The sequence below is a fragment of the Streptomyces griseiscabiei genome (assembly GCF_020010925.1).
Classification (GTDB): domain Bacteria; phylum Actinomycetota; class Actinomycetes; order Streptomycetales; family Streptomycetaceae; genus Streptomyces; species Streptomyces griseiscabiei.
On the sequence record NZ_JAGJBZ010000004.1, the window covers coordinates 201357 to 225307 of the forward strand.

Annotated in this window: 17 protein-coding genes, 1 tRNA gene and 1 riboswitch; of the genes, 12 read left to right on the forward strand and 6 right to left on the reverse strand. The window is 72.7% G+C overall.

The window, feature by feature from the left end:
- Window positions 1–272 precede the first annotated feature (272 nt).
- From J8M51_RS40320 to J8M51_RS40335, 4 genes are all read left to right on the forward strand, one after another.
- Window positions 273–737, forward strand: coding sequence for a hypothetical protein (locus tag J8M51_RS40320; RefSeq protein ID WP_086758457.1), 465 nt, complete (start codon window positions 273–275; stop codon window positions 735–737).
- 3 nt (window positions 738–740) lie between these two features.
- Window positions 741–2378: a hypothetical protein gene (locus tag J8M51_RS40325; protein ID WP_256965401.1), complete on the forward strand. Its 1638-nt coding sequence runs from the start codon at window positions 741–743 to the stop codon at window positions 2376–2378.
- Between the two features lie 111 nt (window positions 2379–2489).
- A complete protein-coding gene (locus J8M51_RS40330; RefSeq protein ID WP_086758458.1) occupies window positions 2490–3188 on the forward strand; it encodes an ABC transporter ATP-binding protein in 699 nt (232 codons plus the stop codon).
- The gene (locus J8M51_RS40335) at window positions 3185–4390 is read left to right on the forward strand and encodes an FtsX-like permease family protein (RefSeq protein WP_086758460.1); all 1206 of its coding nucleotides are present in this window, start codon (window positions 3185–3187) and stop codon (window positions 4388–4390) included. The genes J8M51_RS40330 and J8M51_RS40335 overlap by 4 nt, the downstream gene beginning before the upstream one ends.
- Window positions 4391–4631: 241 nt before the next feature.
- On the opposite strand, the gene J8M51_RS40340 is transcribed toward J8M51_RS40335, so the two are convergent.
- Both J8M51_RS40340 and J8M51_RS40345 read right to left on the reverse strand, forming a co-directional pair.
- Window positions 4632–4705: transfer RNA gene (locus tag J8M51_RS40340), tRNA-Met, on the reverse strand.
- Window positions 4706–4803: 98 nt separating this feature from the next.
- Window positions 4804–5961 (reverse strand): dihydrofolate reductase family protein, encoded by a 1158-nt coding sequence (locus J8M51_RS40345; RefSeq protein WP_216590123.1) that lies wholly within the window; start codon window positions 5959–5961, stop codon window positions 4804–4806.
- Between the two features lie 53 nt (window positions 5962–6014).
- Here J8M51_RS40345 and J8M51_RS40350 point away from each other — a divergent pair, with 53 nt between their 5' ends.
- From J8M51_RS40350 to J8M51_RS40370, 5 genes are all read left to right on the forward strand, one after another.
- On the forward strand, window positions 6015–6572 hold the full coding sequence (locus J8M51_RS40350; RefSeq protein ID WP_086761239.1) for a MarR family winged helix-turn-helix transcriptional regulator: 558 nt from the start codon (window positions 6015–6017) through the stop codon (window positions 6570–6572).
- 162 nt (window positions 6573–6734) lie between these two features.
- Entirely contained in the window at window positions 6735–7385 is a 651-nt protein-coding gene (locus J8M51_RS40355) for a GTP cyclohydrolase II (protein WP_216590124.1), read from the forward strand.
- A gap of 94 nt (window positions 7386–7479) precedes the next feature.
- Window positions 7480–8610, forward strand: a complete 1131-nt coding sequence (locus J8M51_RS40360) for a PP2C family protein-serine/threonine phosphatase (RefSeq protein WP_398857868.1) — start codon at window positions 7480–7482, stop codon at window positions 8608–8610.
- Window positions 8611–8896: 286 nt separating this feature from the next.
- Window positions 8897–9058: riboswitch (cyclic di-AMP (ydaO/yuaA leader) on the forward strand.
- 10 nt (window positions 9059–9068) lie between these two features.
- Window positions 9069–10130, forward strand: a complete 1062-nt coding sequence (locus J8M51_RS40365; protein ID WP_086757934.1) for a M23 family metallopeptidase — start codon at window positions 9069–9071, stop codon at window positions 10128–10130.
- 141 nt (window positions 10131–10271) lie between these two features.
- Window positions 10272–11234, forward strand: a complete 963-nt coding sequence (locus J8M51_RS40370; protein WP_267299938.1) for an aldo/keto reductase — start codon at window positions 10272–10274, stop codon at window positions 11232–11234.
- A 213-nt stretch (window positions 11235–11447) separates the two neighbouring features.
- Here the strand turns inward: J8M51_RS40370 and J8M51_RS40375 are convergent, their stop codons facing one another.
- From J8M51_RS40375 to J8M51_RS40390, 4 genes are all read right to left on the reverse strand, one after another.
- Entirely contained in the window at window positions 11448–12770 is a 1323-nt protein-coding gene (locus J8M51_RS40375; protein ID WP_267299939.1) for a PrsW family intramembrane metalloprotease, read from the reverse strand.
- Window positions 12771–12925: 155 nt separating this feature from the next.
- Window positions 12926–13732, reverse strand: a complete 807-nt coding sequence (trmB, locus tag J8M51_RS40380) for a tRNA (guanosine(46)-N7)-methyltransferase TrmB (RefSeq protein ID WP_179203052.1) — start codon at window positions 13730–13732, stop codon at window positions 12926–12928.
- 179 nt (window positions 13733–13911) lie between these two features.
- Window positions 13912–15123, reverse strand: a complete 1212-nt coding sequence (gene lhgO, locus J8M51_RS40385; RefSeq protein ID WP_086755245.1) for an L-2-hydroxyglutarate oxidase — start codon at window positions 15121–15123, stop codon at window positions 13912–13914.
- A gap of 193 nt (window positions 15124–15316) precedes the next feature.
- Entirely contained in the window at window positions 15317–16741 is a 1425-nt protein-coding gene (locus J8M51_RS40390) for an MFS transporter (RefSeq protein WP_086755246.1), read from the reverse strand.
- A 714-nt stretch (window positions 16742–17455) separates the two neighbouring features.
- On the opposite strand from J8M51_RS40390, the gene J8M51_RS40395 reads away from it, so the two are divergent.
- From J8M51_RS40395 to J8M51_RS40405, 3 genes are all read left to right on the forward strand, one after another.
- Window positions 17456–19549 (forward strand): asparagine synthase-related protein, encoded by a 2094-nt coding sequence (locus tag J8M51_RS40395; RefSeq protein ID WP_086755247.1) that lies wholly within the window; start codon window positions 17456–17458, stop codon window positions 19547–19549.
- Window positions 19550–19706: 157 nt separating this feature from the next.
- Window positions 19707–20477 carry a hypothetical protein gene (locus J8M51_RS40400; RefSeq protein ID WP_086755248.1) on the forward strand — a complete coding sequence of 257 codons (771 nt, stop codon included), beginning with the start codon at window positions 19707–19709 and terminating at the stop codon, window positions 20475–20477.
- A 79-nt stretch (window positions 20478–20556) separates the two neighbouring features.
- Window positions 20557–23949 (forward strand): AfsR/SARP family transcriptional regulator, encoded by a 3393-nt coding sequence (locus tag J8M51_RS40405; protein WP_267299940.1) that lies wholly within the window; start codon window positions 20557–20559, stop codon window positions 23947–23949.
- Window positions 23950–23951: the final 2 nt, after the last annotated feature.

The window sequence follows — 23951 nt, forward strand, 5'->3', positions numbered from 1 at the left end:
GCGAGGCCGGGCTTCCGGGGCTTCCCGGAACACTTACCGGGGCTTCCGCTGACCGTCACTGTCACGCTCAGGTGTGAACAATGCCGACTGTCTGCTGGCTGAAACAGGTCAGGTGTCTTTCTGCGTGCGGCCGTTCGCGACAGGGCCGCACGCCCTTCGGTAGTCCATTCCTGGGGTGAACCACGCGGATACGCGTCGCTTTTCGGTCACTCTTCAGTATTTGCGCAACATATACAGTTCGTCGCCTGCGTTGGGGCGACATGGAGTGGCTGATGAACAAGACCCTGCTGACGTCGGGGCTCGTCGGGATGCTGTGGGTGGGGTCCGCCGTGCCGACCATGGCCATTTCGGACGCAGGATCGACACCGTTGCCCGGTACAGGTGCGCGGGTCGAGGTCAGCGCGTGGCAGTGCAACGCCTATGCCGACAAGTGCTCCTTCAAGACGTCGACGAAGACCATGAAGGGCGGCGCGAAGTACACAGTCAGCAAGATCAGCAACACGGCGACGGTGAAGGCCAACGGCTGGCAGGCGACCCTCGCGCTGAGTCCGAGCGGTACACCGGTGAGTGAGAGCACCCGGCAGGTGAGCTGGACCAACAAGAACACCTGGATCGCCGACATCAGCGGTATCGCGGACCCGGGCGGGTCGCTCAACACGAGCATCACCACCTGCTCCGACGGCGGCGCCTTCAAGTCAGGCGTCAAGGCGTTCGCCTCGGCCTGTGCCAACGACTGAGCGGTGAACGAAACCGTGGAGCACCGTGGCCGGCTCCTCGTCACCGTGGGCGGGATGGCCGTCGCCGCGGCTCTCATCGCCTCGGCGTTCGGCGGCGGGCCGGTCGACCGTCCCGGGCCACCCGGCGGTGCCCTGGCCGGGCAACTCGACGCGCTGCGCGGGGCGAACGATCTCGTACGCGCCACCCGCGCCGACGTCGGGCGGGATCCCGCGCTGTACCCGACGGCGTACGGGCGGCTGGAGGCGGCCGTCGCGGCGCGCCACCGGGGAGGCGCCGCTGCGGGCGGCGTGCCCGAGGTCCGGACGGCCCCGCTCGCCGACCTCGCCCGGACCGACGTCCTGGACACTCCGGCCTGGCGGGCCCACTATGTCTGCCTCTCACTGATGGGAACGGGACCGGCCGGAAGCGGCGGAGCAGCGGCCGTGCTGGACCGGGCCGGGGTCCGCGAACGAGCCGAACGTGAGGCGCTCGACTATCTGCGGGCACCGGACGACACGGACGACGCTCCCACCTCGCTCGCCACACGGGCCGCGTTTCTCCAGACCCTGACCTGCCTCGGGCGGGACAGCGAGGTGTCCCGGGCCACGGTGCGGGCCCTCGCGGCGGACACCGCTCGTGCCGAGCAGGCCGTGCCGGTGCTCTACGCGATGGAGGCGTTGCGAGCGGTCGGTGTACGGGCCCGTGCGACGCGCGCGCTGCAGGGCTCCGATGCGCGACTGGCGGCCGGTTGCACCGGCCTCGACCCCATCCAGCGGGCCGCTCTGACCCTGCTGCGGCATCGCCTGACGCAGCGGACGCGCGACTGCCTGCTGCCTTCCTTGTCGGACCCGGACACCCAGACACGCTGGCTGGTACGCCGTGCCCTCACCGTCGGCGCGAAAAACGGTGACGGTGAGGGGGACACCGCCGGTTCGCTCCCCGAGCCGGTGGGGCGCGTCCGGTCCGACGGTCTCGTCGCGAAGTCACCGGCCCAGTTGGGGACACTGACCGCGACGTACAACGCCGCGCGTGCGCTCACGGCCGGCGCCCAGCAGGCGCACACGCCGTACTGGCTCAAGCAGCGGTTGACGAGGATGGGTTCGGACGGCGGTCTCGAACCGTCCGACCGGCTGCTGCTCGCCATGACGTGCCACCGGCTGGCCCTGACCTGTGGACCGCAGGCCGACAAAGGAGTCAAGGAGGCGTCTCGGCTCAAGGTGCCCGAGCGTCTGACGACCGAGAACGAGCGCCTTTGGCACGGGGTCATGGCGGCCCGTGCGGAGTTCGGGCTGGGCTGTGGACGGACGGCCGTCGACCTGCCGGACGGTGAGGCCGGCGCGCAACTGTCCGCCCGTTCTCTGCGTGTCGTGGTCGCGCTCGCGGACGCCGGATGCACGGCCCAGGCGGAACGGCTCACCGAAGGGACCGGCCTTGTCGCACGGGCACGCGAGGCGCTGCGCGCGGGTGATCTGGCGACCGCCTCGGACGCGGTCCAGGCGGTGCTCGCCTCCGAGCAGAGCATTCCGCAGGACCTGTGGGACGACCTGCCCGGGCTTCTCCGGCGCTACCGCGATCCGGAGTTCCCCGACCTGTACGCGGCCTCGCCGGGCGGTACCGCCTCGGCGGACGCCACCAGGTCCGCGTACTACCTCCTTGCCTGACCCCGCCCGGCACACGCGACAGGGCTCACGCCTTCCCACCACATCGTGCGTGCGTCCGTCCGTACCACCACAGGCGGTTACCGTCCGCCCCACCCCAGAAGGACGTCGCCCATGAACACAGCCTCCCCACCCGCCGTCGTGGCCGAAGGGCTGGCCTTCAGCTACGCGTCCGGCGGTGGTCTGGCCCGTGCGGATCTCACTCTCGGAGTGGGCACCACGGCCGCCGTCGAGGGACCGTCCGGTTCCGGCAAGAGCACGCTCCTGGCCCTGCTCGGGCTGATCCTCTCCCCGGCGTCGGGGTCCCTGCACATCACCGGGACCGACACCGGGTCCCTCACCGCGGCCGACCGGGACCTGCTGCGGAGGCGGTCGATCGGCATCGTTCTGCAGGACCTGGGCCTGCTGCCGTTCCTCAACGCCTGGGAGAACGTGGCCGCCGCTTTCGGCCCTCGGCTCACCCGGCACCGTACGGAGGCTCGCGCGCTCCTCGGAGACCTGGGGATGGCGGACCTGGCCGACTCCCGGGTCACCGAACTCTCCGGCGGGCAGCGGCAGCGCATCGCGGTCGCGCGGGCGGCCGTGAAGCAGCCGGTGCTCATCCTGGCCGACGAACCGACCTCAGGCCTCGACCCCGGGACGGCGAACTCGGTGATGGACGCGTTGCGTTCGTGCGCGGAGCGCGGCGCGGCCGTCCTGCTGGTCACGCATGACGCGGCGATCGCCGCGTCATGCGACCGGCGTCATGTTCTCGCCGGGGGAGTGCTGTCGGCCCTGGAGCCGTGGAACGCCCATGAGGGGAGCCTCGGATGAGCCTATGGAGTCTTCACACCTGGACGCGCGACGAGCGTTCACTGCGCCGGGCGCTGCCGACGCTCACGGTCCTGGCCGCGTTGCTGACCACGTCCGCGGGAGTGGCGGCCGGCGCCGCCGGTGCCGTCGAACGGGACATCCTGGGGTCGGGCGGACTCACCCAGATCGAACTGTCCTCGTTCGAGGGCGACGCGTCGGTGCGGCCCCTGACCACCTCGGCACTGCGGGACGCCGCACAGACGCCGGGCGTACGCCAGGTCGTCGCCGACTACCCGTCCGCGCTGTACGCCGAGGAGGACGGGACGTACGACCTGGCCGGCCACACTCTGACGCCGGGCGACGACCTGCCCGTCGTGAAGGGAAGGATCCCGGCGGAGTCCAGTGGCCTCGGGCGGGACGAGGTGGTGCTGCCGGCCGCCGCGCAGGGTACGGACTTCGCCGAACTCCTCGGGCGTACGGTCGCCTTCGGGTACACGGAGGCGACCGGTGCCGGGTCCGGCACCACCGAGGTCATCAGGCTGAAGGTCATTGCCCTCTACGACCCCGCCTGGCAGTCCGACGGCCCCGATGTCGCCTATCTGTCGGAGGACACGGCCGCGCTGCTGGCGGCGGCGCGGGCCGGGCAGACACCGGAGACCTTCCGGGCGAGGGAGGGCGCGCAGTCCGCCGTCGTGCTCGTCGGGCATCAGAGCCAGGTGGCTGCGGCCACCGAGTCGCTGCAACGGGACGGGTTCTCGGCGTCGCCCGTGTCCGATCGTGTCCGCAATCTGCCCGGCCTCTTCGGGGTGGCGGACCTCGCGATGCGGATCGGCGTGCTGGTGCTGGCGGCAGGCGCCGTGGCGCTCGGGACGGTTCGGGCGGCGGACAGCACCCGGGCGCGGATCGGGCAGTTCGCCGTCCTGCGGATCCTCGGTTCCGGGCGGCCCGAGCTGCGGCGGATCCTGCTCGGTGAGGCCGTTCTCTCGGGAGGGGTGGCCGGAGTGGTGGGTGTGTTCGTGGGCACGGGCGCGTCCGTGGCACTGTCCGGCCCCCTCAGCGATCTCCTCGGCCTGCCCATCGGCCGCACGGACGCCCTGCCCGGACCGGCCTGGGCCGCCGCCGCGCTGCTGCTGCCGGCCGCCGGGCTCGCCACCGGAACCCTCTTCGGCAGCCGCGAAGTCCTCCGCCGGGACCCCTACCTCACGGCGCGGGCGCACGCCTGACGGTACGGTCGCCTGCGGCGTGGAGGTTCGGCACGGCCGAGGGACGGAGACGTCGGGCCGACCCGGGAACCCTCAGCCCCCGGGACGCCTCGTGGCCCCGTGACGCGTCCGATCGCTCAGTCAGGCGGGGGTTTCGTACGAGGCGGAGCTGAAGGCTCGGGTGCCGGAGCCGGAGATCGAGACGGGCGACAAACACCTGGGGCCCGGAATCCTCATCGGATTCCGGGCCCCAGGCTTTCAGTAGCGGGGACAGGATTTGAACCTGCGACCTCTGGGTTATGAGCCCAGCGAGCTACCGAGCTGCTCCACCCCGCGTCGTTGAAACCAGTGTACGCCATCCGCGGGGTCCGAAGCACACGGGTTAATGGGCGGCCGGTGCTCCTGGTGCCGGTGGGCCCCCGCCAGGCACTCGCTCAGCCCACCAAATGCTTGTTGGGTGCCTTCGCCGCCCCCTCGTACCCCGGCACCACCACGACCACAGCCCCCTCCGCCGCCAGCACCGCATTGCCCGCCGCCGCGCCCGCCACGAACGTGTCCGGCTCGCGCCAGGCGGTGACGACGCGGCGGATGCCGGCGTCGAGGACGAGGCGGGCGCAGGGGGCGGGGCGGGAGGCGCGGCGGGCGCACGGTTCGAGGCTGCTGTAGACCGTGGCGGAGGCGAGGCGCGGGTCGGTGGGGTCGATCTTGGCGAGGGCGGCCTCCTCGGCGTGGACGACGGGGTCGTCGCCCTCGCGGGAGTGGCCGCGGGCCAGTTCCGTACCGTCCGCCGCCACCACGACCGCGCCCACGCTGAACGCGGTCCGCGAGGGCGGGCAGGCGGCGGCCAGTTCACAGGCCAGGGCCAGCCAGTGGCGGTCGGCGGGGGAGGCGGCCGGGCCGGTGCCGGGGACGGTGGGGGCGTAGCGGATGAGGACGATGTCGCCGACCGGGCGGGTCTCCAGCAGTCGCAGCCGGCTCGTCGGCCCGCCGGGGTAGGCGCCCGGCCCGAACAGCCGCGGCGCGTCGGCCTCGCCCACGAAGAGCGGGGCGACGGCCAGCTGCACCTCGTCCGCGAGGCCCTGCTGGAGGAGCTGGGTGTGGACCCGGCCGCCGCCCTCCACCATGAGGCGGCGGACACCGCGGACGTCTCCGAGGTGGTCGAGGACGGCCGGCCACTCCGGTTCGGGGCCGAGGGGGATCACGTCCACGCCGTTCGGTCCGGCGGGCAGGCCGAGCCCTCGCAGCCGTTCCGCGCCCTTGTCCGTCGTGTACACGACCTTCTCACCGCCGGTGTGCCAGAACCGGGCCGCCGGGTCGAGATCGCCGGACGCGCTGACGGTGACCTTCAGCGGGTACTCCGGCAGCCCGGCGGCGACGCGGGCCGCGCGGCGCTCGGGGGAGTTGACCAGCAGCCGGGGGTTGTCGGTGCGCAGGGTGCCGGCGCCGATCAGGATGGCGTCACTGGCCGCGCGCACCTCGTCGACCCGGTCGAAGTCGGCCGGGCCCGAGAGCAGCAGCCGTTCGGGCCCGGTGTCGTCCAGGAAGCCGTCGAGGGACACGGCGGCGGACAACAGGACGTAGGGCTGGGGCATGGACGCGCTCCCTGGGGTTGGTTCAAGTTTTAAACAATAACTACACTGTACGTATGACGACCCGCTGGCTCACCCCCGAGGAACAGCGTGCCTGGCGTGCCTATGTCGCCGCGAGCACTCTTCTCGAGGACACGCTCGACCGGCAGCTCCAGCAGGAGGCCGGTCTGCCGCACCTCTACTACTCCGTGCTCGCGGCCCTCTCCGAGGCGCCGGAACGCCGGATGCGGATGACGGACCTCGCCGAACACCAGAAGATCACCCGCAGCCGGCTGACGTACGCCGTGACCCGGCTGGAGAAGGACGGTGTGGTGCGGCGCGAGGACTGCCAGTGGGACAAGCGGGGCAGTGTCGCCGTGCTCACCGACGAGGGCATGGCCCTGCTGGAGCGCACGGCACCGGGCCATGTGGAGACGGTCCGCAAGGCCGTCTTCGACCGGCTCAGCCCCGAGCAGATCGGGCAGTTCGAGGAGATCTGCGCGGCCATCGCGGGGGCGATCCAGGGCGGGGACCCGCAGACGGCCACCGGCTCCGACGACCTTCCGTGGCGCCGCCGGGCGTGCTCGTCGAGCCAGCCGGGCCAGCCCGACCGCTCGGGTCGGTCCGGCCGGTAGGGCCTGTCGTTCGGGTCGCGCCGAAAGTTCTCCCGTGTCGCGGGAATGTGAGGTCGCCCCAAACCGGTTGCTTGAAATTTGAAGCACGGGTTAGAGTCGCTGCGAGCACTGTGCTTCAAAACTGAAGCACAGTGACGCCCGCACCAGGACCGGAGAACCCGCATGCCCGACTTTCCCGCTGCCACCCCGCGTGCCCGCGTCCGGGTACCGCTGCGTTTCCAGGACGGATACGGCGTCGACGCCGAGCTGGTCACCTTCCACGGCCTCGTCGACGACCAGGAGCACCTGGCGATCGTCCTCGGTGACCCCGCCCCCGGCACGGCCCCGCTGGTCCGGCTGCACTCCGAGTGCCTGACCGGCGACGTGTTCGGCTCGGCCCGCTGCGACTGCGGCCCGCAGCTGCGCGAGGCGGTGGAGCGGATAGCCGAGCGCGGGGGCGTCCTCCTCTACCTCCGCCAGGAGGGCCGGGGCATCGGCCTCTACAACAAGCTGGACGCGTACGCCCTCCAGGACCAGGGGCTCGACACCTACGAGGCGAACGCGGCGCTCGGCCTGCCGGAGGACGCCCGCGACTACACGGCGGCGGCCCAGATGCTGGGCGCCCTCGGCATCGACGAGCTGGACCTGCTCTCCAACAACCCCGACAAGGCGCAGCAGCTCCGCGACCTGGGCGTCGGCGTCCGCCACCGCGTCCCCACGGGCGTCTTCACCACCGCCCACAACGTCCGCTACCTCCGCGCGAAGGTCCTCCAGACCCAGCACACCCTGCCGCTGCCGGAACTGACGGAACTGACGGGCCTGACGGCCGGCTGACCTCCCCCCACCTCACCAACCTCCCCGCGCCCCTCACTAGCCCACTCGGCCCCACCGGCTAGCCCCGCTCCCCGCCCCCGGAAACCCTGTATCCGTGGGGCAGCGAGAGGGGGTGGAGGGTGTGAGGGAGCCGGACGGACGGCGGTTCTCGTACGCCCGTACGCTCGCGCGCGGCCTCCCCGTCCTGCTGATCGCGGTCGGCCTCTTCTACGACCACTTCACGCCGAGCGAGTTCACGGCGGTCCCCTTCTTCACGGCCGCGCCCCTGGTGGCGGCCCCGCTCTACTCGCTGCACGGCACGGTGATCACCGGGCTCGCCTCGGTCGGCGGCATCACGGCCGTACGGACCTACTACGACGACGCGGGCCATGTGGACGCCGTCACCGAGATCGCCACGGTGGCCACCGTCGCCGTACTGGCCGTACTGATCAACCGCCTCGTCCGCCGCAGCGACGCCCGGCTGGCCACCGCCCGGGAGATCGCCGAGGCGGCGCAGCGGGCCGTACTGCCGGTGCCGCAGGAGCGGATCGGCGGGCTGGAGATCGCCGCGCGGTACGAGGCGGCGCAGGCCGGGGCGTCGATCGGGGGTGATCTGTACGCGGTGCAGGACTCGCCGCACGGCGTACGGCTGATCGTCGGCGATGTGCGCGGCAAGGGGCTGGGGGCGGTGTCGGCGGTGGCCGTGCTGATCGGCGCGTTCCGGGAGGCGGCCGAGCAGGAGTCGACGCTCGAAGCGGTGGCCCAGCGGCTGGAACGGGCGCTGGCCCGCGAGGGCACCCGGCGGGAGGCGGCGCGCCGGGACGCGGCGGTGGAGTACGAGGGGTTCGTGACGGCGGTCCTCGCGGAGTTCCCGCACGGCGCCGGCCGCGCCCGGATCGTCAACCGGGGCCATCCGTCCCCTCTGCTGCTGTACGCCGACGGCGCCCTGTGCACGCTGGACGCCCCGCGGCCCGCGCTTCCGCTGGGCATGGAGGACCTGGGCGGCTGGCCCGACCGCGCGGAGGAGACCGACTTCCCGCCCGGCGCCACACTGCTCTGCTACACCGACGGCCTCTCCGAGGCGCGGGACGCGCACGGGGTCTTCTACGACCCGGCCGCGCGCCTGTCGGGACGCACCTTCTCCGTCCCGGGCGCCCTGCTGACGACCCTCGCGGAGGAGGTGGGCCGGCACACGGGCGATCGCACGACGGACGACATGGCCCTCCTGGCGGTCCGCCGCCCCTGACGCACACGTCTCCCGCACACACAGCTCTCTCACATCTCGCACCTCATCGGGGCCGATGTCACCGAGCGTGCTCGTCCGACCGTCCTCCGTATAGGAACTGACGCACCGTCAGAACAACTGTTACTCGTGAGTCACCGCCAACTCGCCCGTTTTCCGCCCCTCATGACCCGTAAAGTCCAGCGCGGAAGCCGGAACGATCATTCGGAACAGCTTGGAATGGAGTACTGACGTCTATTAACGTTCGATAACGCAGCGCGGTCGTCCCAGCCGTCACAAGAGACGGCTCCGTGCTCACGCGCCGAATTCCGCAAGGGAACCGGGGAACCACCACCCTGGGGTGAATCGCACGCAAACCGCCGTGGCAGTACGCACGACCGGTTTACGCGCGTAGGAGACCTTCCTGCTCCGAACCCGTCAGCTAACCCGGTAGGCGAGGAGGAAGGAAGGAGTACGCCCACGTGGCGTCGAACCGGTCCGCGACCGAAGCCCCGTTCGTGCCGACCCAACGCGAAGGCGAGAGCCAGACGTTCGGCTACGGCAGCTACAACAGCGACAACGAGGGCCCCTGGCAGGAGTGGAATCCGAACGAGGAGACCCTCCGCCCCGCTCGCGGTCGGCACCGCGTCGCCAAGAAGAGCGGCGTACTCGCCCGTGGCGGACTGGCCCGCAGCTCCACGGTCCTCGGCGTCGGTGTCATAGCCGCCGTCAGTGGCGCCGGCATGGCCAGCGCGCAGTCCGGCAAGGCCCCGGTCTCCATATCGATGCCCGACATGCCGAATGTCGGCTCGGTCTTCGAGGACGAGGCCGAGGAGCCCGAGCCCGAGGCCTCCAGGTCCCCGCTCAGCAACGCCGGCCTGACCCCCGCCGAATCCGAGCAGGGCACCGCCGACGCCGGTGAGGCGCTGCGCGCCCGCATCATGGCGCAGGCCGAGTCCCAGCAGGACGCCTCCGACAAGGCCGCCGCCGAGGCCGCCCAGACCGCCGCCGCGGACAAGGCCGCCGAGCAGGCCGCCCAGGAGAAGAGGGAGGCGGAGGCCAAGGAGGCCGCCGCCAAGAAGAAGGCGGCCGAGGAGGCCGAGCAGAAGAAGGAAGCCGAGCGCCTGGCCTCGCTCGCCAAGCAGTTCACGCTTCCCACCTCCTCGTACACCCTCACCTCCACCTTCGGCCAGGCCGGCCCCTACTGGTCCTCCGGCTACCACACCGGCCTCGACTTCGCGGCCCCCACCGGCACCCTGATCAAGGCCGTCGGCAGTGGCACGATCACCCAGGCCGGCTACGAGGGCGCCTACGGCTACAAGACCGTCCTCACCCTCGATGACGGCACCGAGATCTGGTACGCCCACCAGTCCTCGATCGGCGTCAGCGTCGGCCAGAAGGTCGCCACCGGCGACGTCATCGGCCGCGTCGGCGCCACCGGCAACGTCACCGGCGCCCACCTCCACATGGAGGTCCACCCCGGCGGCTCCTCCGGCGGCATCGACCCGGCGGCGTGGCTCCGCGGCAAGGGCCTCACCCCGTAACCCGCCCGTACGACGACAGCGACGCCGCGTGGCCTCCCGGAGGCCAAGCGGCGTCGCTGTCGTACAGGCGCTCCCACGGTTTCACGCACCGTTCACGCGACCCCGGAATGCACGCGTCCGCCACGAGGGTTGACGAATGGCATGACCACTTCTTCTCCCTCTTCTCCTCTTCGCAGGCTGGGCACGTCCGACATCGACGTGTTCCCGCTCTCCCTCGGGGGCAACGTCTTCGGCTGGACGGCGGACGAGGCACAGTCCTTCGCCGTCCTCGACGCCTACACGGCCGGCGGCGGCAACTTCATCGACACGGCCGACTCCTACTCGGCGTGGGTCGAGGGCAACACGGGCGGTGAGTCGGAGCGGATCATCGGCAAGTGGGCCAAGGCGCGCGGCAACCGCGCCGACCTCGTCATCGCGACCAAGGTGAGCCAGCACCCCGAGTACAAGGGCCTGACGGCGGCCAACATCAAGGCCGCGGCCGACGCCTCCCTGGCCCGCCTCGACACGGACTACATCGACGTCTACTACACCCACTTCGACCAGCCCGAGGTCCCCGTCGAGGAGATCGTCACCGCCCTCGACGACCTGGTGAAGGCCGGCAAGGTCCGCGCGACGGCCGCCTCCAACATCACCCCCGAACGCCTGAAGGCCTCCCTGGACTTCTCGGCCGCCGAGGGCCTGTCGAGCTACGTCGCCCTCCAGCCCCACTACAACCTGGTCTCCCGGGACACCTACGAGGGCCCCCTCCAGACCCTGGCCACCGAAGCCGGCCTCTCTGCGGTCCCCTACTTCGGCCTCGCCAAGGGCTTCCTCACGGGCAAGTACCGCCCCGGCATCACGATCGACAGCCCCCGGGCCGCCGGCGCAGGCGCCTACCTCGAAACTCCGACCGGCACCCGCGTCCTCACGGCCCTGGACGAGATCGCCGCCTCCCGCGGCACCGCCCACGCCACCATCGCCCTCGCCTGGCTCCTGGCCCAGCCGACCGTCACCGCCCCCATAGCCTCCGCCCGCACCCCCGACCAACTCCCACCCCTGTTGGCCGCCCCCACCCTCACCCTCACCCCCGAGGAACTGACCCACCTCACCAAGGCGTCGGCGTAACACCAGGCGCCCACGTACGCCCCCATGTCCGCAACCAGAACGGACCGGTGGCGGCGTACGGCGAGAAGGGGGCGCGTCGGGGGGTGTCCGCCCGCAGAGGTTGGCGCGTCAACCCGTTGAACCATCCAGCCAACCGATTCCGCGCCGTTCCGAGGACGGACACCCCCCGGCGCGCCCCCGACCCACCCCCGAACCGTCGCCCAAGCCCACCGACTAGGACCGATACGGGTTGTAAACGGGATAAGACCCATGGACACCCGGCGCATACCCAGGCACGTACCCGTACCCGTAGGCAGCCCCGGACCACCACCCCCCACCCCCCACTTCCCGCCCCGCATACTCCATGGCCACCCGAGCCACTCCCCGCCGCCGCCACAACTCGAACAACAACTCCCGCTCCCGCAGAGCGAAGTCACCCCCGGCCCGCCCCCGCCGCCCCCGGTTCCGCAGAAACGCGAGCCGAGTCGCGAACCCCTCGTACTCCGCGACCACCCGCGCCCCCGACTTCCCGAACCGATGCGCCGCATACTCCCGCGCCATCCGCCGAGCCCGCATCGACCCCAGCACATACGGCTCGGCCGGCGTCAGCCACCCCGCGGACGCGTACACCGGCAACTCCTCCCGCACGGTCCGCAACTCCCGCTGCCGGGCCCAGATCACCAGCCACGTCAGCAACCCGAACGCCGGCACCATGAACGCCGCGTACACCGCGAAGAACCCGTACTCCCCGAACGTCGCCGACCCGTTCCACACCGCGTGCATCCCCATGGCGAGCAGCAGCCCGCCCACCGGCACGAGCACCCGCCGCCCCCGCTGCCACTCCGCGGAGAACGCCGCGATCCCGAACCCGATCCCGGTCAGCACGGTGAACAGGGGATGCGCGAACGGCGACATGATCACCCGTACGAAGAACGTCGCGGCGGTGACCGACGCCAGCCCGCTGCCCCCACTGAGCTGATCCGTCCCGAACGCGGTACCTAGGTACAGGATGTTCTCGGTGAACGCGAACCCGGTCGCGGTGAACCCCGCGATCACCACCCCGTCCACGATCCCGGTGAAGTCCCGCCTGCGGAACAGGAACACGAGTAAGACGGCCGCCGCCTTGGCGGTCTCCTCCACCACGGGCGCTATGACGGTGGCGCCCAGCGTGTCGGCGTGCGTGGGATCGGCCGTGGCCGTGGCTATCCAGCGCGTCGCGAAACTGTTCGCCACGATGGCTATCAGCGCCGCCGCGCACGCCCCCCAGGCGAACGCGAACAGCAGGTTCCTCCAGGGCCCGGGCTCCACCCGGTCCAGCCACCGGAACGCGGCCATCAGCAGCGGCACGGGCAGCACCGCGAGCCCCAGCCCGACGAGGAACCCCTCGGTGCCGGTCTGTTCCCGGACGAGCGCGAGGATCACGAGCCCGGAGACCCCGAGCAGTGCTATCAGCGCCGCGTATCGGACGCTCTTCCGCTGCCACCAGCGCGTGGGCCTGAACACATACCCACCGGCGGGGCCGCTGGGGTGCGTCGGACAGGGGGGACTGGTGGCCATTACATCGACCCTAACGAGGAAGGGGCGCCGCCCGCGACGGCGCGTGGTACGACCGGCCGGACCGCACCTGTCGGCACCGGTCGGAACCGCACCTGTCGGCATCCGGCGGCACCCGTCGACTCAGCCGCCGCCGAACCAGGACCTGTCGACAGGCCCTAGCTCTCAGGCTGCTGTACGCGGCGGAAGAGCAGATCGTTCACCACATGACCCTTGTCCAGCCCCTGCCCCTCGAAACGGGTCAGCGGCCGGAAGGCCGGCCGTGGCGCGAACCCGCCGTCGGCCCGGGTGTTCTCGAATTCCGGGTGCGCGGTGAGCACTTCGAGCATCTGCTCGGCGTACGGCTCCCAGTCCGTGGCACAGTGCACGATCGCCCCGGCGCGGAGCCGGGACGCGACGAGCGTGAGGAACTCCTCCTGGATCAGCCGCCGCTTGTGGTGCCGCTTCTTCGGCCAGGGGTCGGGGAAGTAGACCCGCAGCCCGGCCAGCGACGCGGGCGGGAGCATCTCACGCAGCAGGATGATCGCGTCCCCGTTGGCGACCCGCACATTGGACAGCCCGTTGTGGTCGGCCAGGTTCAGCAGGTTCCCCTGGCCCGGTGTGTGCACATCCACGGCGAGCACATTGGTCTCCGGGTCCGCGGCGGCCATCCGCGCGGTCGCCTCGCCCATGCCGAACCCGATCTCCAGCACGACGGGCCGCTCGTCCCCGAACAGTTCGACGAGATCCAGTGCCCGCCCGTCGATGTCCAGCCCCCACTTGGGCCACAGCCGCTGCAACGCGTCCGCCTGCCCGGCCGTCACCCGGCTCCGCCGCGGTTGGAAACTCCTGATCCGGCGCTCGAAATGCGACCCGGCGGGATCGGCCTTCGGCCCGTCGGGGAACCGGGGCTCACCCTTGTCCCGGGTGTGCCGAAGGGAGGCACCGGAGGTGCGGGGCTCGGGGGTATTGGCGGAGTCAGACACAGTGCGGCCGATTTTACCGGTGAGCCGGAGCCCGAACCGGACCAGAGCCGGACCGAAGCCCGAACCGGACCGGAGCCGGAGCCCGAACCGGAGCCGGACCGAAGCCGGAGCCCGAGGACCTTCCCGGTGACGTCCGGCGAGACCTCTCACCCCTCGGCTGTTCCGTCCGGCAGGACCTCTCACACCTCGGCCAGAGCCGCCAGCGCCCGCCTCCCCACCTCCCGCCCGATCGGCAGCGAAGCGGTGGCCGCGGGTGAAGGCGCGTTCAGCACATGCACCGCCCGCGCTCCCTCCCGGATCAGGAAGTCGTCCACCAGCGTCCCGTCCCGCAGCACCGCCTGCGCCCGCACCCCCGCCGCCGCGGGCACCAGATCGCCCTCCGAGACCGCGGGCAGCAGCCGCCGCACCGCCCCGGTGAACGCCTTCTTCGACACGGACCGCCGAAGCTCCCCCGCCCCGTACCGCCAGTGCCGCCGCGCTATCCGCCAGGCCCCGGGCCACGCCAGGGTCGCCCCCAGCTCCCGCATCCGTACGGTCCCCCAGCCGTACCCCTCGCGGGCCAGGGCCGGCACCGCGTTGGGCCCGATGTGCACGCCTCCGTCGATCCCCCGGGTCAGATGGACCCCGAGGAACGGGAACGCCGGGTCGGGCACCGGATACACGAGTCCACGGACCAGCTCGGGCCGCGCCAGCTCGTAGTACTCCCCCCGGAACGGCACGATGCGCATCCCGGGCTCGTCCCCGGTCATCCGCGCCACCTCGTCGCAGTGCAGCCCGGCGCAGTTCACCAGCACCCGCCCCCGGACGACGTCACCGCCCCGGATACGGACGGCGACCCCCAGCGAGGCCCGCCGGTCGATCCGCTCGACCTCGGCGCCGTACCGGATCTCGGCACCGGAGGCGCGCGCGAGCTGCCGGGCGACGCCCACGAAGTCACAGATCCCGGTGGTGCCGACATGTATGGCCGCGAGCCCGCGCACCTCCGGCTCGTACTCGGCGATCTGCGCGGCGCCCAGCTCCCGCACCGGAATGCCGTTCTCCCGCCCGCGCTGCACCAGTGCGTGCAGCCGGGGCAGCTCGGACCGCTCGGTGGCGACGATCAGCTTCCCGGTGACGGCGTGGTCGATGCCGTACTCGGCGCAGAACTTGACCATCTCGGCGGCGCCCTTGACCGCGTACCGCGCCTTCAGCGATCCCGGCCGGTAGTAGATCCCGCTGTGGATGACGCCGCTGTTCCGCCCGGTCTGGTGCCGGGCCGGTCCGGGCTCCTTCTCCAGCACGGTGACCCGCGTGCCCGGCGCGGCGCGCGTGATCGCATACGCCGTCGACAGCCCGACGATCCCGCCGCCGACCACGAGCACATCGCAGTCGTACGCGCCCTGCCTCCGCACGCGCCCCACCTCCCGACTCCGATAGTGCACTGCACCACTGACAATGCCCTCAAACCCGGAAGGAGTCTTCATGACACCGGTCACGCAAGTCCGTGCCCCTGAAAAGGGGCGCGGGGAACTGCGCGACCAGCCACAACCCACCCGCACCCGCCGAACGAACACGAACCCGGCAGACGGGCAGGCGCCCCAGAACCTACGCCGGCGTCATCAACAACGGCCGCGCCCTCTCCCGCAGCTCGATCACCCGCGGCTCGTCCCCGTACGGCTCCAGCCGATGCAGCAGATCCTTCACATACTCGGTGGTGCGCGCGGACGAGATGCGCCCCGCGACCTCCACCGCCCGCACGCCCTGCTCGCACGCCGCGTCGAGATTGCCGGACTCCAGCTCCGCGACCGCCGACACGACGAGCCGCAGCCCGTGCGAGCGTACGAACTCCTCCGTCGGCCGCGACAGCGCCTGCTCGGTGAAGCGGCGCACCTGACGCGGTGCCTTGAGGTCGCGGTAGCACTCCGCCGCGTCGGCGGCGAACCGGTCGTAGCCGTAGAAACCGAGCCAGGTCGGGTCGTGGTCGCCGTCCCGGGCTCGCTCCAGCCACCCCTCGGCGGCCTTGAGGGCCGCGCCGGCGGCGACCGCGTCGCCCGCGCGCGCGTGGGCCCTCGCCTCGACGAGCCGGAAGAAGCTCATCGTGCGCGCGGTGGCCAGCCCCCGGTTGCGCTCCAGCGCGGCCTGCGCGAGGTCGACGCCCTCGTCGCCGAAGCCCCGGTAGGTCGCCTGCAACGACATGGTGGCGAGGACGTACCCGCCCAGCGGCACGTCGGCCGCCGCCCGGGCCAGCCGCAGCGCCTGGATGTAGTACCGCTGCGCGGCTTCCTGTTGACCCGTGTCAAAGGCCATCCAACCGGCGAGGCGGGTGAGTTCCGCGGACGCTCCGAAGAGCGCGCGGCCCACTTCGTCGGAGTACGAGCCGAGCAGCAGCGGCGCCGCCTCGACCCGCAGGCACTCCGGCACCATCGACGAACGCCAGTCGCCGCCCCCGTACTTGGAGTCCCAGCGCCTGGCGTCCTCGGCGGCCTCACGCAACTTCTGCACATCGCTGTGGCCGACCTTCAGCGGCGACCCGGAGCCCTCCGCGGAGCCCGCCTCGCGTGCCACCGAACTGTCGGCCGGGGTTATCAGCCAGCGTGAGGCGGGAGTCGCGTACGCGCTCACGGCGAACGATCCGGCGAGGGACTGCCAGATGCCGCCGGTGCCGGCACGGCGGCCGGCGAGGTCGAGGCGGTACAGCTCCGTGGCCGCGCGCACGGCCTGGCCGACGTCACGGGGGAAGGCGAGGCCCACTTCGGGGGCGGGATCCGCGTCCGCCAGGCCGATCTCGTGGAGCGGCACCGGGCGGCCGAGCTTCTGGCCGATCGCGGCGGCGATGAGATGGGGCGCGGCGCCCTGCGGCACCATGCCCTTCGACACCCAGCGCGCCACCGAGGTCTTGTCGTAGCGAAGTGTCAGTCCTCGCTGGGCGCCAAGGTCGTTGACGCGACGCGCGAGTCCTGCGTTGCTGATTCCCGCGAGGGCGAGAACGGCGCCGAGCTTTTCGTTCGGCCCGCGTTGCTCCCTGGACATTGCGCCACCCCTCGAACAGACGGCTGCCGCGGCGGCATAGGCACGCGGCATTCGTAAACCCAGCGTAGTTCGCCGCATCCCAAGCGTTAAGGGGCCCAAATCCGGATGGCGGGATTGTGGTCCGTACGAATTTGCGGACGAAGTACGGAGTGTTGTCACGTGCTCCCGTTGTGTGGCCGTGCGCCTGTCCGTGCGCTCTTCTCCGGCCATCGGGGGAGCGGTTCCATGGTCCTGCGTGGGTCGGCCCGCTGTACTGGATCCAGTGGGCTGGGGGACACCGCCGCCTACATCCCCGCGGGCGGCGGACCGGTCCGGGAGGCGAACTCCGCCTCCCGGACTGTGCGTTGACGCTGTGTCGTCATCGGGGGTGGTACGGAGGGCAGGCCGACTTCGCCCTTCGGGGCCGATTTGGCCGAAAATCGACGGTGGTCGTCGAGGGTGAATACCGCTCCGACCACGTCTGTTGAGGGCGCGTTAGGTGTTTTGGGGGAGCGTACCGGGGGCGCATTCACGTCGTAGACCCAGGGTCCGCCTTTGTCGACCACCCCACTTCCAGGGCGACTTGGGGGTGTGACGGGGGAGCACGGGCGGCTCCCCAGGGGCGCACTTACCGGTGTGCAAGCCGCGCCGCACGCCCTCCGGCAAGCCTCCTTCGTGGCAGCATGGGGACCGTTCGTGCGGTGCACCGGTTGTCCACAGCCTGTGGAGGCGTCGATGCGGTGGTTGGTGGGATGGAGCAGTACCGCCGCTGGCGCGCCCGTCTACGGCTCCGCCGGCGCCACCGGACTCGACGGCGAGACCGTGCGTCCGGTCGGCTCCCATCTGCTGTGGGGCGACCCCGATCCGCTGTGGGCGGTCGGCGACTGGCGCCCCGACGAGGTGCGGGTCGTGCAGGCCGACGCCCAGACCCGTATCGCCGTCCTCGGCAGCTGCGGCGCCTCCGACGAGCAGCTGCGCGTGGGCCTGTTCGCCGCCCGCGGCGGCGCCCTGCGCCACCTCACCGCCTGGCCCGGCAGCTACACCGCCGTCGTCCAGGTCGGCCGCCGGGTGACGGTCTGCGGTGACCTCGCGGGCGCGCGCCCGGTCTTCCACACCCCCTGGGCGGGCGGCACGGCGTACGCGACGGCCGCCCTGCCGCTCGCCGACCTCATCGAGGCCAACCTCGACTTCGGGCATCTCGCCGCCCTGCTGGCCGCCCCCGACGTACCGGACGCCCTCCAGGACTCCACGCCGTACGACGGCGTGCGCCGCATTCCTCCGGGGCACGCACTGATCCTGCGCGCCGGGGCGCGGGAGATCGCCGGATACGAGCCGGTCGCCTCCCTCGCGGTCGCGGCCCCCTCCGCCGACCCGGCCAGCGCGGTGGACGCCGTCCGTGACGCCCTCGTGGAGTCCGTCCGCGTCCGCCTCTCGGCCCCCCGCCATGTCCCCGACGTCGATCCCGGCCCGGTCCCCGGCATGGGCCCCGCCGAGCGCCGCGCCGCCCGGGGCATGCCCGTCCCCGGCATCGGCGCCGATGTCTCCGGCGGCCCCGCCTCCGGCACCCTGGCCCTGCTCGCCGCCGGCCTCCCCGGCGCCCCCGGCACGGTCCTCGGCCATGGCACGGGCGCCGGCGAACGCCTCCTCGCGGTCACCTTCAACGACCTGGCCACCTCCGGCCGCGAGACCGAACTGCAGCGCGCGGGCACCCTCGCCGCCAACCCCCGCCTCCACCACGTGGTCGTGACCGGCGGCGAGGAGGTCCTTCCGTACGCCGATCTCGACGTCCCGCTGACCGACGAGCCGGGCCCCTCCCTGGTGACCGCCGCCCGCCACCGCGCCCGGCTCGCCTCCGGCAGCGCGGACCACTTCACCGGGTACGGCGCCCGCCAGGTCCTGGACGCCCACCCCGCCCGCCTCGCCGACCTCCTGATGGACCGCAAACGCCGTCATCTGGTCCGCCCGGTCGCCGCCCTCGCCAAGGCCGACGGCTCGGTGATGGTCCCCGCGCGCGTGTACAGCGCCGCGCGGAAGCTGTCCCGCACCCCGTACCGCTCCGGTGTCGAGGTCCTCGCCACCCGTCTGATGCAGCGCCGCTTCGAGGAGCCGGGCGGCGCGGTGGGCGCCTCGCTCGCCGCCCTCACCTGGGCGAGACCGGGGCCCGCCGCCCGCTGGCTGACCGGCGAGGCGCTGGCAGAAGTATCGATTCGCCTGGGTGCGACGACAGGCCGTTCCACCGTCGGCCCCGGCCAGCGCCCCGGCGACTTCCGCGCCCGCGCGGCCCTGGCCCGCCACGCCGCGGACCTGCGTGTCCTCGAACAGGCCGTGGAAATCCGCTCCCAGCGCCTGCACACCCCCTTCCTCGACAACCAGGTCGTCCGCGCCTGCCGCGCCCTCCCCGAGGCCCTGCGCGTCCAGCCGGGCGCCCGCGCCGCGATCCTCCGTACGGTCCTGGAGGGCGCCGGAGTCACCGACCTCCCGCCCGGCTGGGGCGCCCCCTCGCACGCCAGTTCCCACGCCGCCGTCCGCACCGGTCTCCGGGTCGCCGCCGACACCCTCATCACCCTCTTCGACACGCCCCTCCTCGCCCAGGCGGGCCTGGTCGAGGCCCGAGTCGTCCGCAAGGCCCTCCGTGCCGCCGCCGAGGGCGAACCCCTCCCGCTCGACGGCCTCGCCGACCTCGTCGCCCTCGAACTCTGGCTGCGCCGCCTCCTCTCCCGCCGAGGCACCTGCTGGACCGGCACCCCGGCCCGACAGCGCGCGGTACCGGCGGGCATCACCCCTCAGCGGGGCGCCCTGGGCGCGGGGGCGACGGCCCGGCAGGCGTAGCGGAGTCTCAGCATCCGGATGCGTACAACCAACGGGGTCCGCCGGTGGTCTCCTTCGGGATCGGACAGACGTCCGGCTCCCCAGCACCTCACCCGCACATACGCGCCCCCCGACGCATGGCGCGCCCGAGGTGCCGTAGCCCCTGTGCAGGAGAACCATGCGTACACGTACGGCCGCCGTCGCCACCCTCGGCACCTCGGTGCTGCTCCCGCTGCTCGTCCCCGCCACCGCCCACGCGGACACCGCGAAGGGCGACACGGTCTTCACCTCGGTGAACTTCAACGAGAAGACCTTCAACGTGGGCGTCAGCGCGGCCCGGACGGTCAGCGTGGCCGCCACGGCGAAGGACCGGTCCGGCATCAACGGCATCCTCGGGGCCAAGCTCGTCAGCTCCGACGACCGAATCGTCCACGCCCGCACCGCCGACTGCGCGAGACCCTCCTCCACCACCATGAAGTGCGTGTTCAAGTTCACCCTGGACGCCGACCGCACCGACTACTACGACCTCAGGAACAGCTCGGCCGGCACCTGGCGCTTCACCGCCGAGGCCGTCGCCAAGGACAGCGACTTCTACGACCTGGAGACCAGCGCCAGGATCCAGGTGAAGCGCCTGGCCAGGCTCGCCACCACCCAGGCCGGCCCCGAGCCCGTCGCCAAGGGCGGCAAGCTCACCGTCACCGGCACGCTGACCCGGGCCGACTGGAACACCAACACCTACGTCCCGCACGCCGGCCGCTCCGTCGCCCTGCAGTTCAAGCGGTCCGGCACCTCGACGTACACCACGGTCAGGACGGTCACCACCGACTCCGTCGGCAAGCTCCGCGCGACCGTCACCGCCAACTCCTCGGGAACCTGGCGCTGGAAGGCCGCCGCGACCTCCACGACGAGCGGAGCGACGGCGTACGGCGACTCGGTGACGGTCAAGTAGACGGTGACGGGCGGTGACGGGCGCGAGAAAAGCCCCGCCACCCCCACCACCCCCGCCCGGCCCCGGCGACAATGATCCGGTGCGCTACGCGATCCTGGGGCCGGCCCGGGCAGAGGACGACCAGGGTGCCCGCGTGCGTCTCGGCGGCCCCAGGCTCCGCGCGCTGCTCACCGCCCTGGCCCTCCGCCCCGGCCGGCCCGTCCCCGTCCCCACCCTCATCGACGACATCTGGTCGGCCTCCCCGCCCGCGGACGCCCCCGCCGCGCTGCAGGCCCTGGTCGCCCGTCTGCGCCGGGCCCTCGGCGGACGGGCGATCGCCTCGGAACCCGGCGCCTACCGGCTGATCACCACCGCCGCCGCGGTGGACCTCTTCGCCTTCGAGCAGCTGGCGAAGGACGCCAAGGCGGCCCTCGCCCACGGTGATCCGGCCACCGCCGCCACCACCGCCCGCGAGGCCCTGGCGCTCTGGCGCGGTCCGGCCCTGGCCGACCTCCCCGACCGCACCGCCGCCGCCCGCCCCGAAGCCCTCCACGCCGAGGCGACCCGCACCAGGATCGAGGCGGACCTGCGACGCGGCCACGCCCCCGATCTCGTACCGGAACTCCGGGAACTCACCGGCACCAACCCCTACGACGAGCCGCTGCACGCCCTCCTGATCCGGGCCCTGCACGCGTCGGGCCGTACGGCGGAGGCGCTGACGGCCTACGAGGCGGTACGCCGATCCCTGCGGGACACCCTGGGCACGGACCCCGGCCCGGCCCTGCGCACGCTCCACGCGACCCTGCTGGCCCCCGGAACGGGGCCCTCCGCCCAGGAGGCGAGCCACCCCCGTTCGAACGACCCCACGACCCCCCACCCCCGCACCGGCAACCTCCGCCCCCGGCTGACCTCCTTCGTGGGCCGCGCACGCGAACTCGACGCCCTCCGTGACGACCTGCGCACGACCCGGCTCCTCACCCTCACCGGCCCCGGCGGCTCCGGGAAGACCCGCCTCGCCGAGGAGGCCGCCCGTACCCACCCCCTTGCGTGGCTGGCGGAACTCGCCCCGCTCGACCGGCCGGAAGCCGTGCCGGGCGCCGTGGTCAGCGCCCTCGGGCTGCGCGAGACGGTCCTGTTCACCAAGGAGACGGCGGGGGCGCAGGACGACCCCGTCGGCCTCCTCGTGGAGCACTGCGCCCACCGGGAGCTGCTCCTGATCCTCGACAACTGCGAACACGTGATCGACGCCGCCGCCGGGCTGGCCGAGACGCTGCTCACCCACTGCCCCGGCCTCACGATCCTCGCCACCAGCCGTGAACCCCTGGGCGTGCCGGGCGAGTCGGTACGCCCGGTGGAGCCCCTGCTCCCGGCCCCGGCCCACCGCCTTCTCGCGGAGCGCGCCGCGTCCGTGCGCCCCGACGCGGAGGCCGTGCTCCGCGCCGACCCCGAGGCCGTCGCCGAGATCTGCCGGCGCCTCGACGGTCTGCCCCTGGCCATCGAACTGGCCGCCGCCCGGCTGCGCCTGCTCACCCCACGCCAGATCGCCGACCGCCTCGACGACCGCTTCCGCCTCCTGACCTCGGGCAGCCGTACGGCCCTGCCCCGCCAGCAGACCCTGCGCGCGGTCGTCGACTGGTCCTGGGACCTCCTCGACGACTCCGAACGCACCTTCCTCCGCGAGGTCTCCGTCTTCGCCGGCGGCTGGGACCTGGAAGCAGCCGAAGCGATCTGCGCCCGGCCGAACCCGGCCCCCGCCCCGCCCACCGGCCCGCGCACCGGCCCCGCCCCTGACTCTGCCTCTGACCCCGCCCCTGGATCGGCGGCCGACACCCTCGGCGCCCTCGTCGACAAGTCCCTGATCGTCGCGGCCCCTTCCCGGCACGACCCCGGCGTCATGCGCTACCGCATGCTGGAGACGATCCACGAGTACGCCACGGAACGGGCGGCCGAGACGCCGGCGCTCCGGGCGGCGGCGGAGCGCCGGCATCACGCCTGGGTCCTGGACCTGCTGACCGAGGCCGACCCCCGCCTCCGCTCGGCCGACCAACTTCCCTGGATCCACCGCCTGGAGACCGACCTGGACAACATCCGGGCCGCCCTCGACCGCGCCGTCACCGCCGCCGACGAACCCGCCGCCACCGAGCTCGCCCTCTCCATGGGCTGGTTCTGGTGGCTCCGCAACTTCCGCCACGAGGGCACCCGCTGGGTCGACCGGATCCTGACCCTCGCCACGGCCCCGCACGGCGCCACCACGACCCGACCCTCCGCCACCGACCACATCGCCGCATTCCTCGCCGAACCCGAACGCGAACCCACCCCCCACCCCCACCACAGCCGACGCATCACCCTGCGCCTCCTCCACCTCGCCCTGGCCGCGGAGTCCGGCCCCATCGGCGTACCGGACGACCCGACGGCCCGCGCGTACGTGGCGCGTCTGAAGCGGGAGTCCGGCCACACCGGTCCGGCCGCGGCGCGCTTCCCGGGCCTGGTCTGGCCCCTGACCGCGTACGTCCTGGACGGCGCCGTCTCGGTCGACATCCGCGCGCTCATGGACGAGGCGGTCGCCAACTGCCGTGAACACGGCGGCGACTGGGAGGTCGGCTTCACCCTGATGCTCCGCACCCATATGCTCGTCGACTCCTCCGGCAACCTGCGCGGCGTCGAGGACGACCTCGCCGAACTCCGTACGATCGCCGACCGCGTGGGCGACCGCTGGATGAGCGCCCAGGTCCGCAGCGCCGCCGGGGAGGCAGCGATGACCCGGGGCCGTTTCACGGAGGCCAGGGGCGAGTACGAGGAGGCCCTGCGCCTCGCGTACGAGGTGGGCGCGAACGCCGAGGCCCCGTTCCTGATCGCCCGCCTCGGCGAGATCGCCTACCGCCTGGGCGACCGGGAGGCCGCCCTGACCGCGCTGGACGAGGCCGCCGCCGCGGCCGAACGTTTCGGCGCCCCGGACTCCCGTGCGTTCGTCTGGCTGCTGCGCGCCCATATGGAGCTGGTCGACGGCGAGACCGCCCATGCCCGCGAGCTGTGGCGGCTGTCCGCCGAGGAGACCCTGCGAGGCACGCCCCCGCCCCAGCACAGGGCGTTCCTGGACCTGGTCGACGGCCTGCTCACGACCGCCGAGTCCGGCCCGGAGGCCGGCCTGCGCCGACTGGCCGAGGCCTTCCGTACCGCCGTGGACAACCAGTGCGCGGAGACCGTGACGGCGGCGATGGCCGACAGCGCCGCGACCGTACTGTCCGGCCTCGGCGACCACGGCCGCGCGGCGCGCCTCCTCGCCGCCGGAACCGCCTGGCGCGGCGAACACCCCCGCCCGCTGCCGCTCCCCGCCCGGCACGACGCCGGGCACGCGGAGACCGCGGCGCTCACCGCCCTGGGCCCCGACCGCTACGCGGCCGAACGCACCCTCGGCGCGGCCTACACCCCGTCCGAGGCCCTGGCCGACCTGTCGGCCGCCCTGAAGGCCGCCTCGGACGGCAGCCGCCCCTGAGC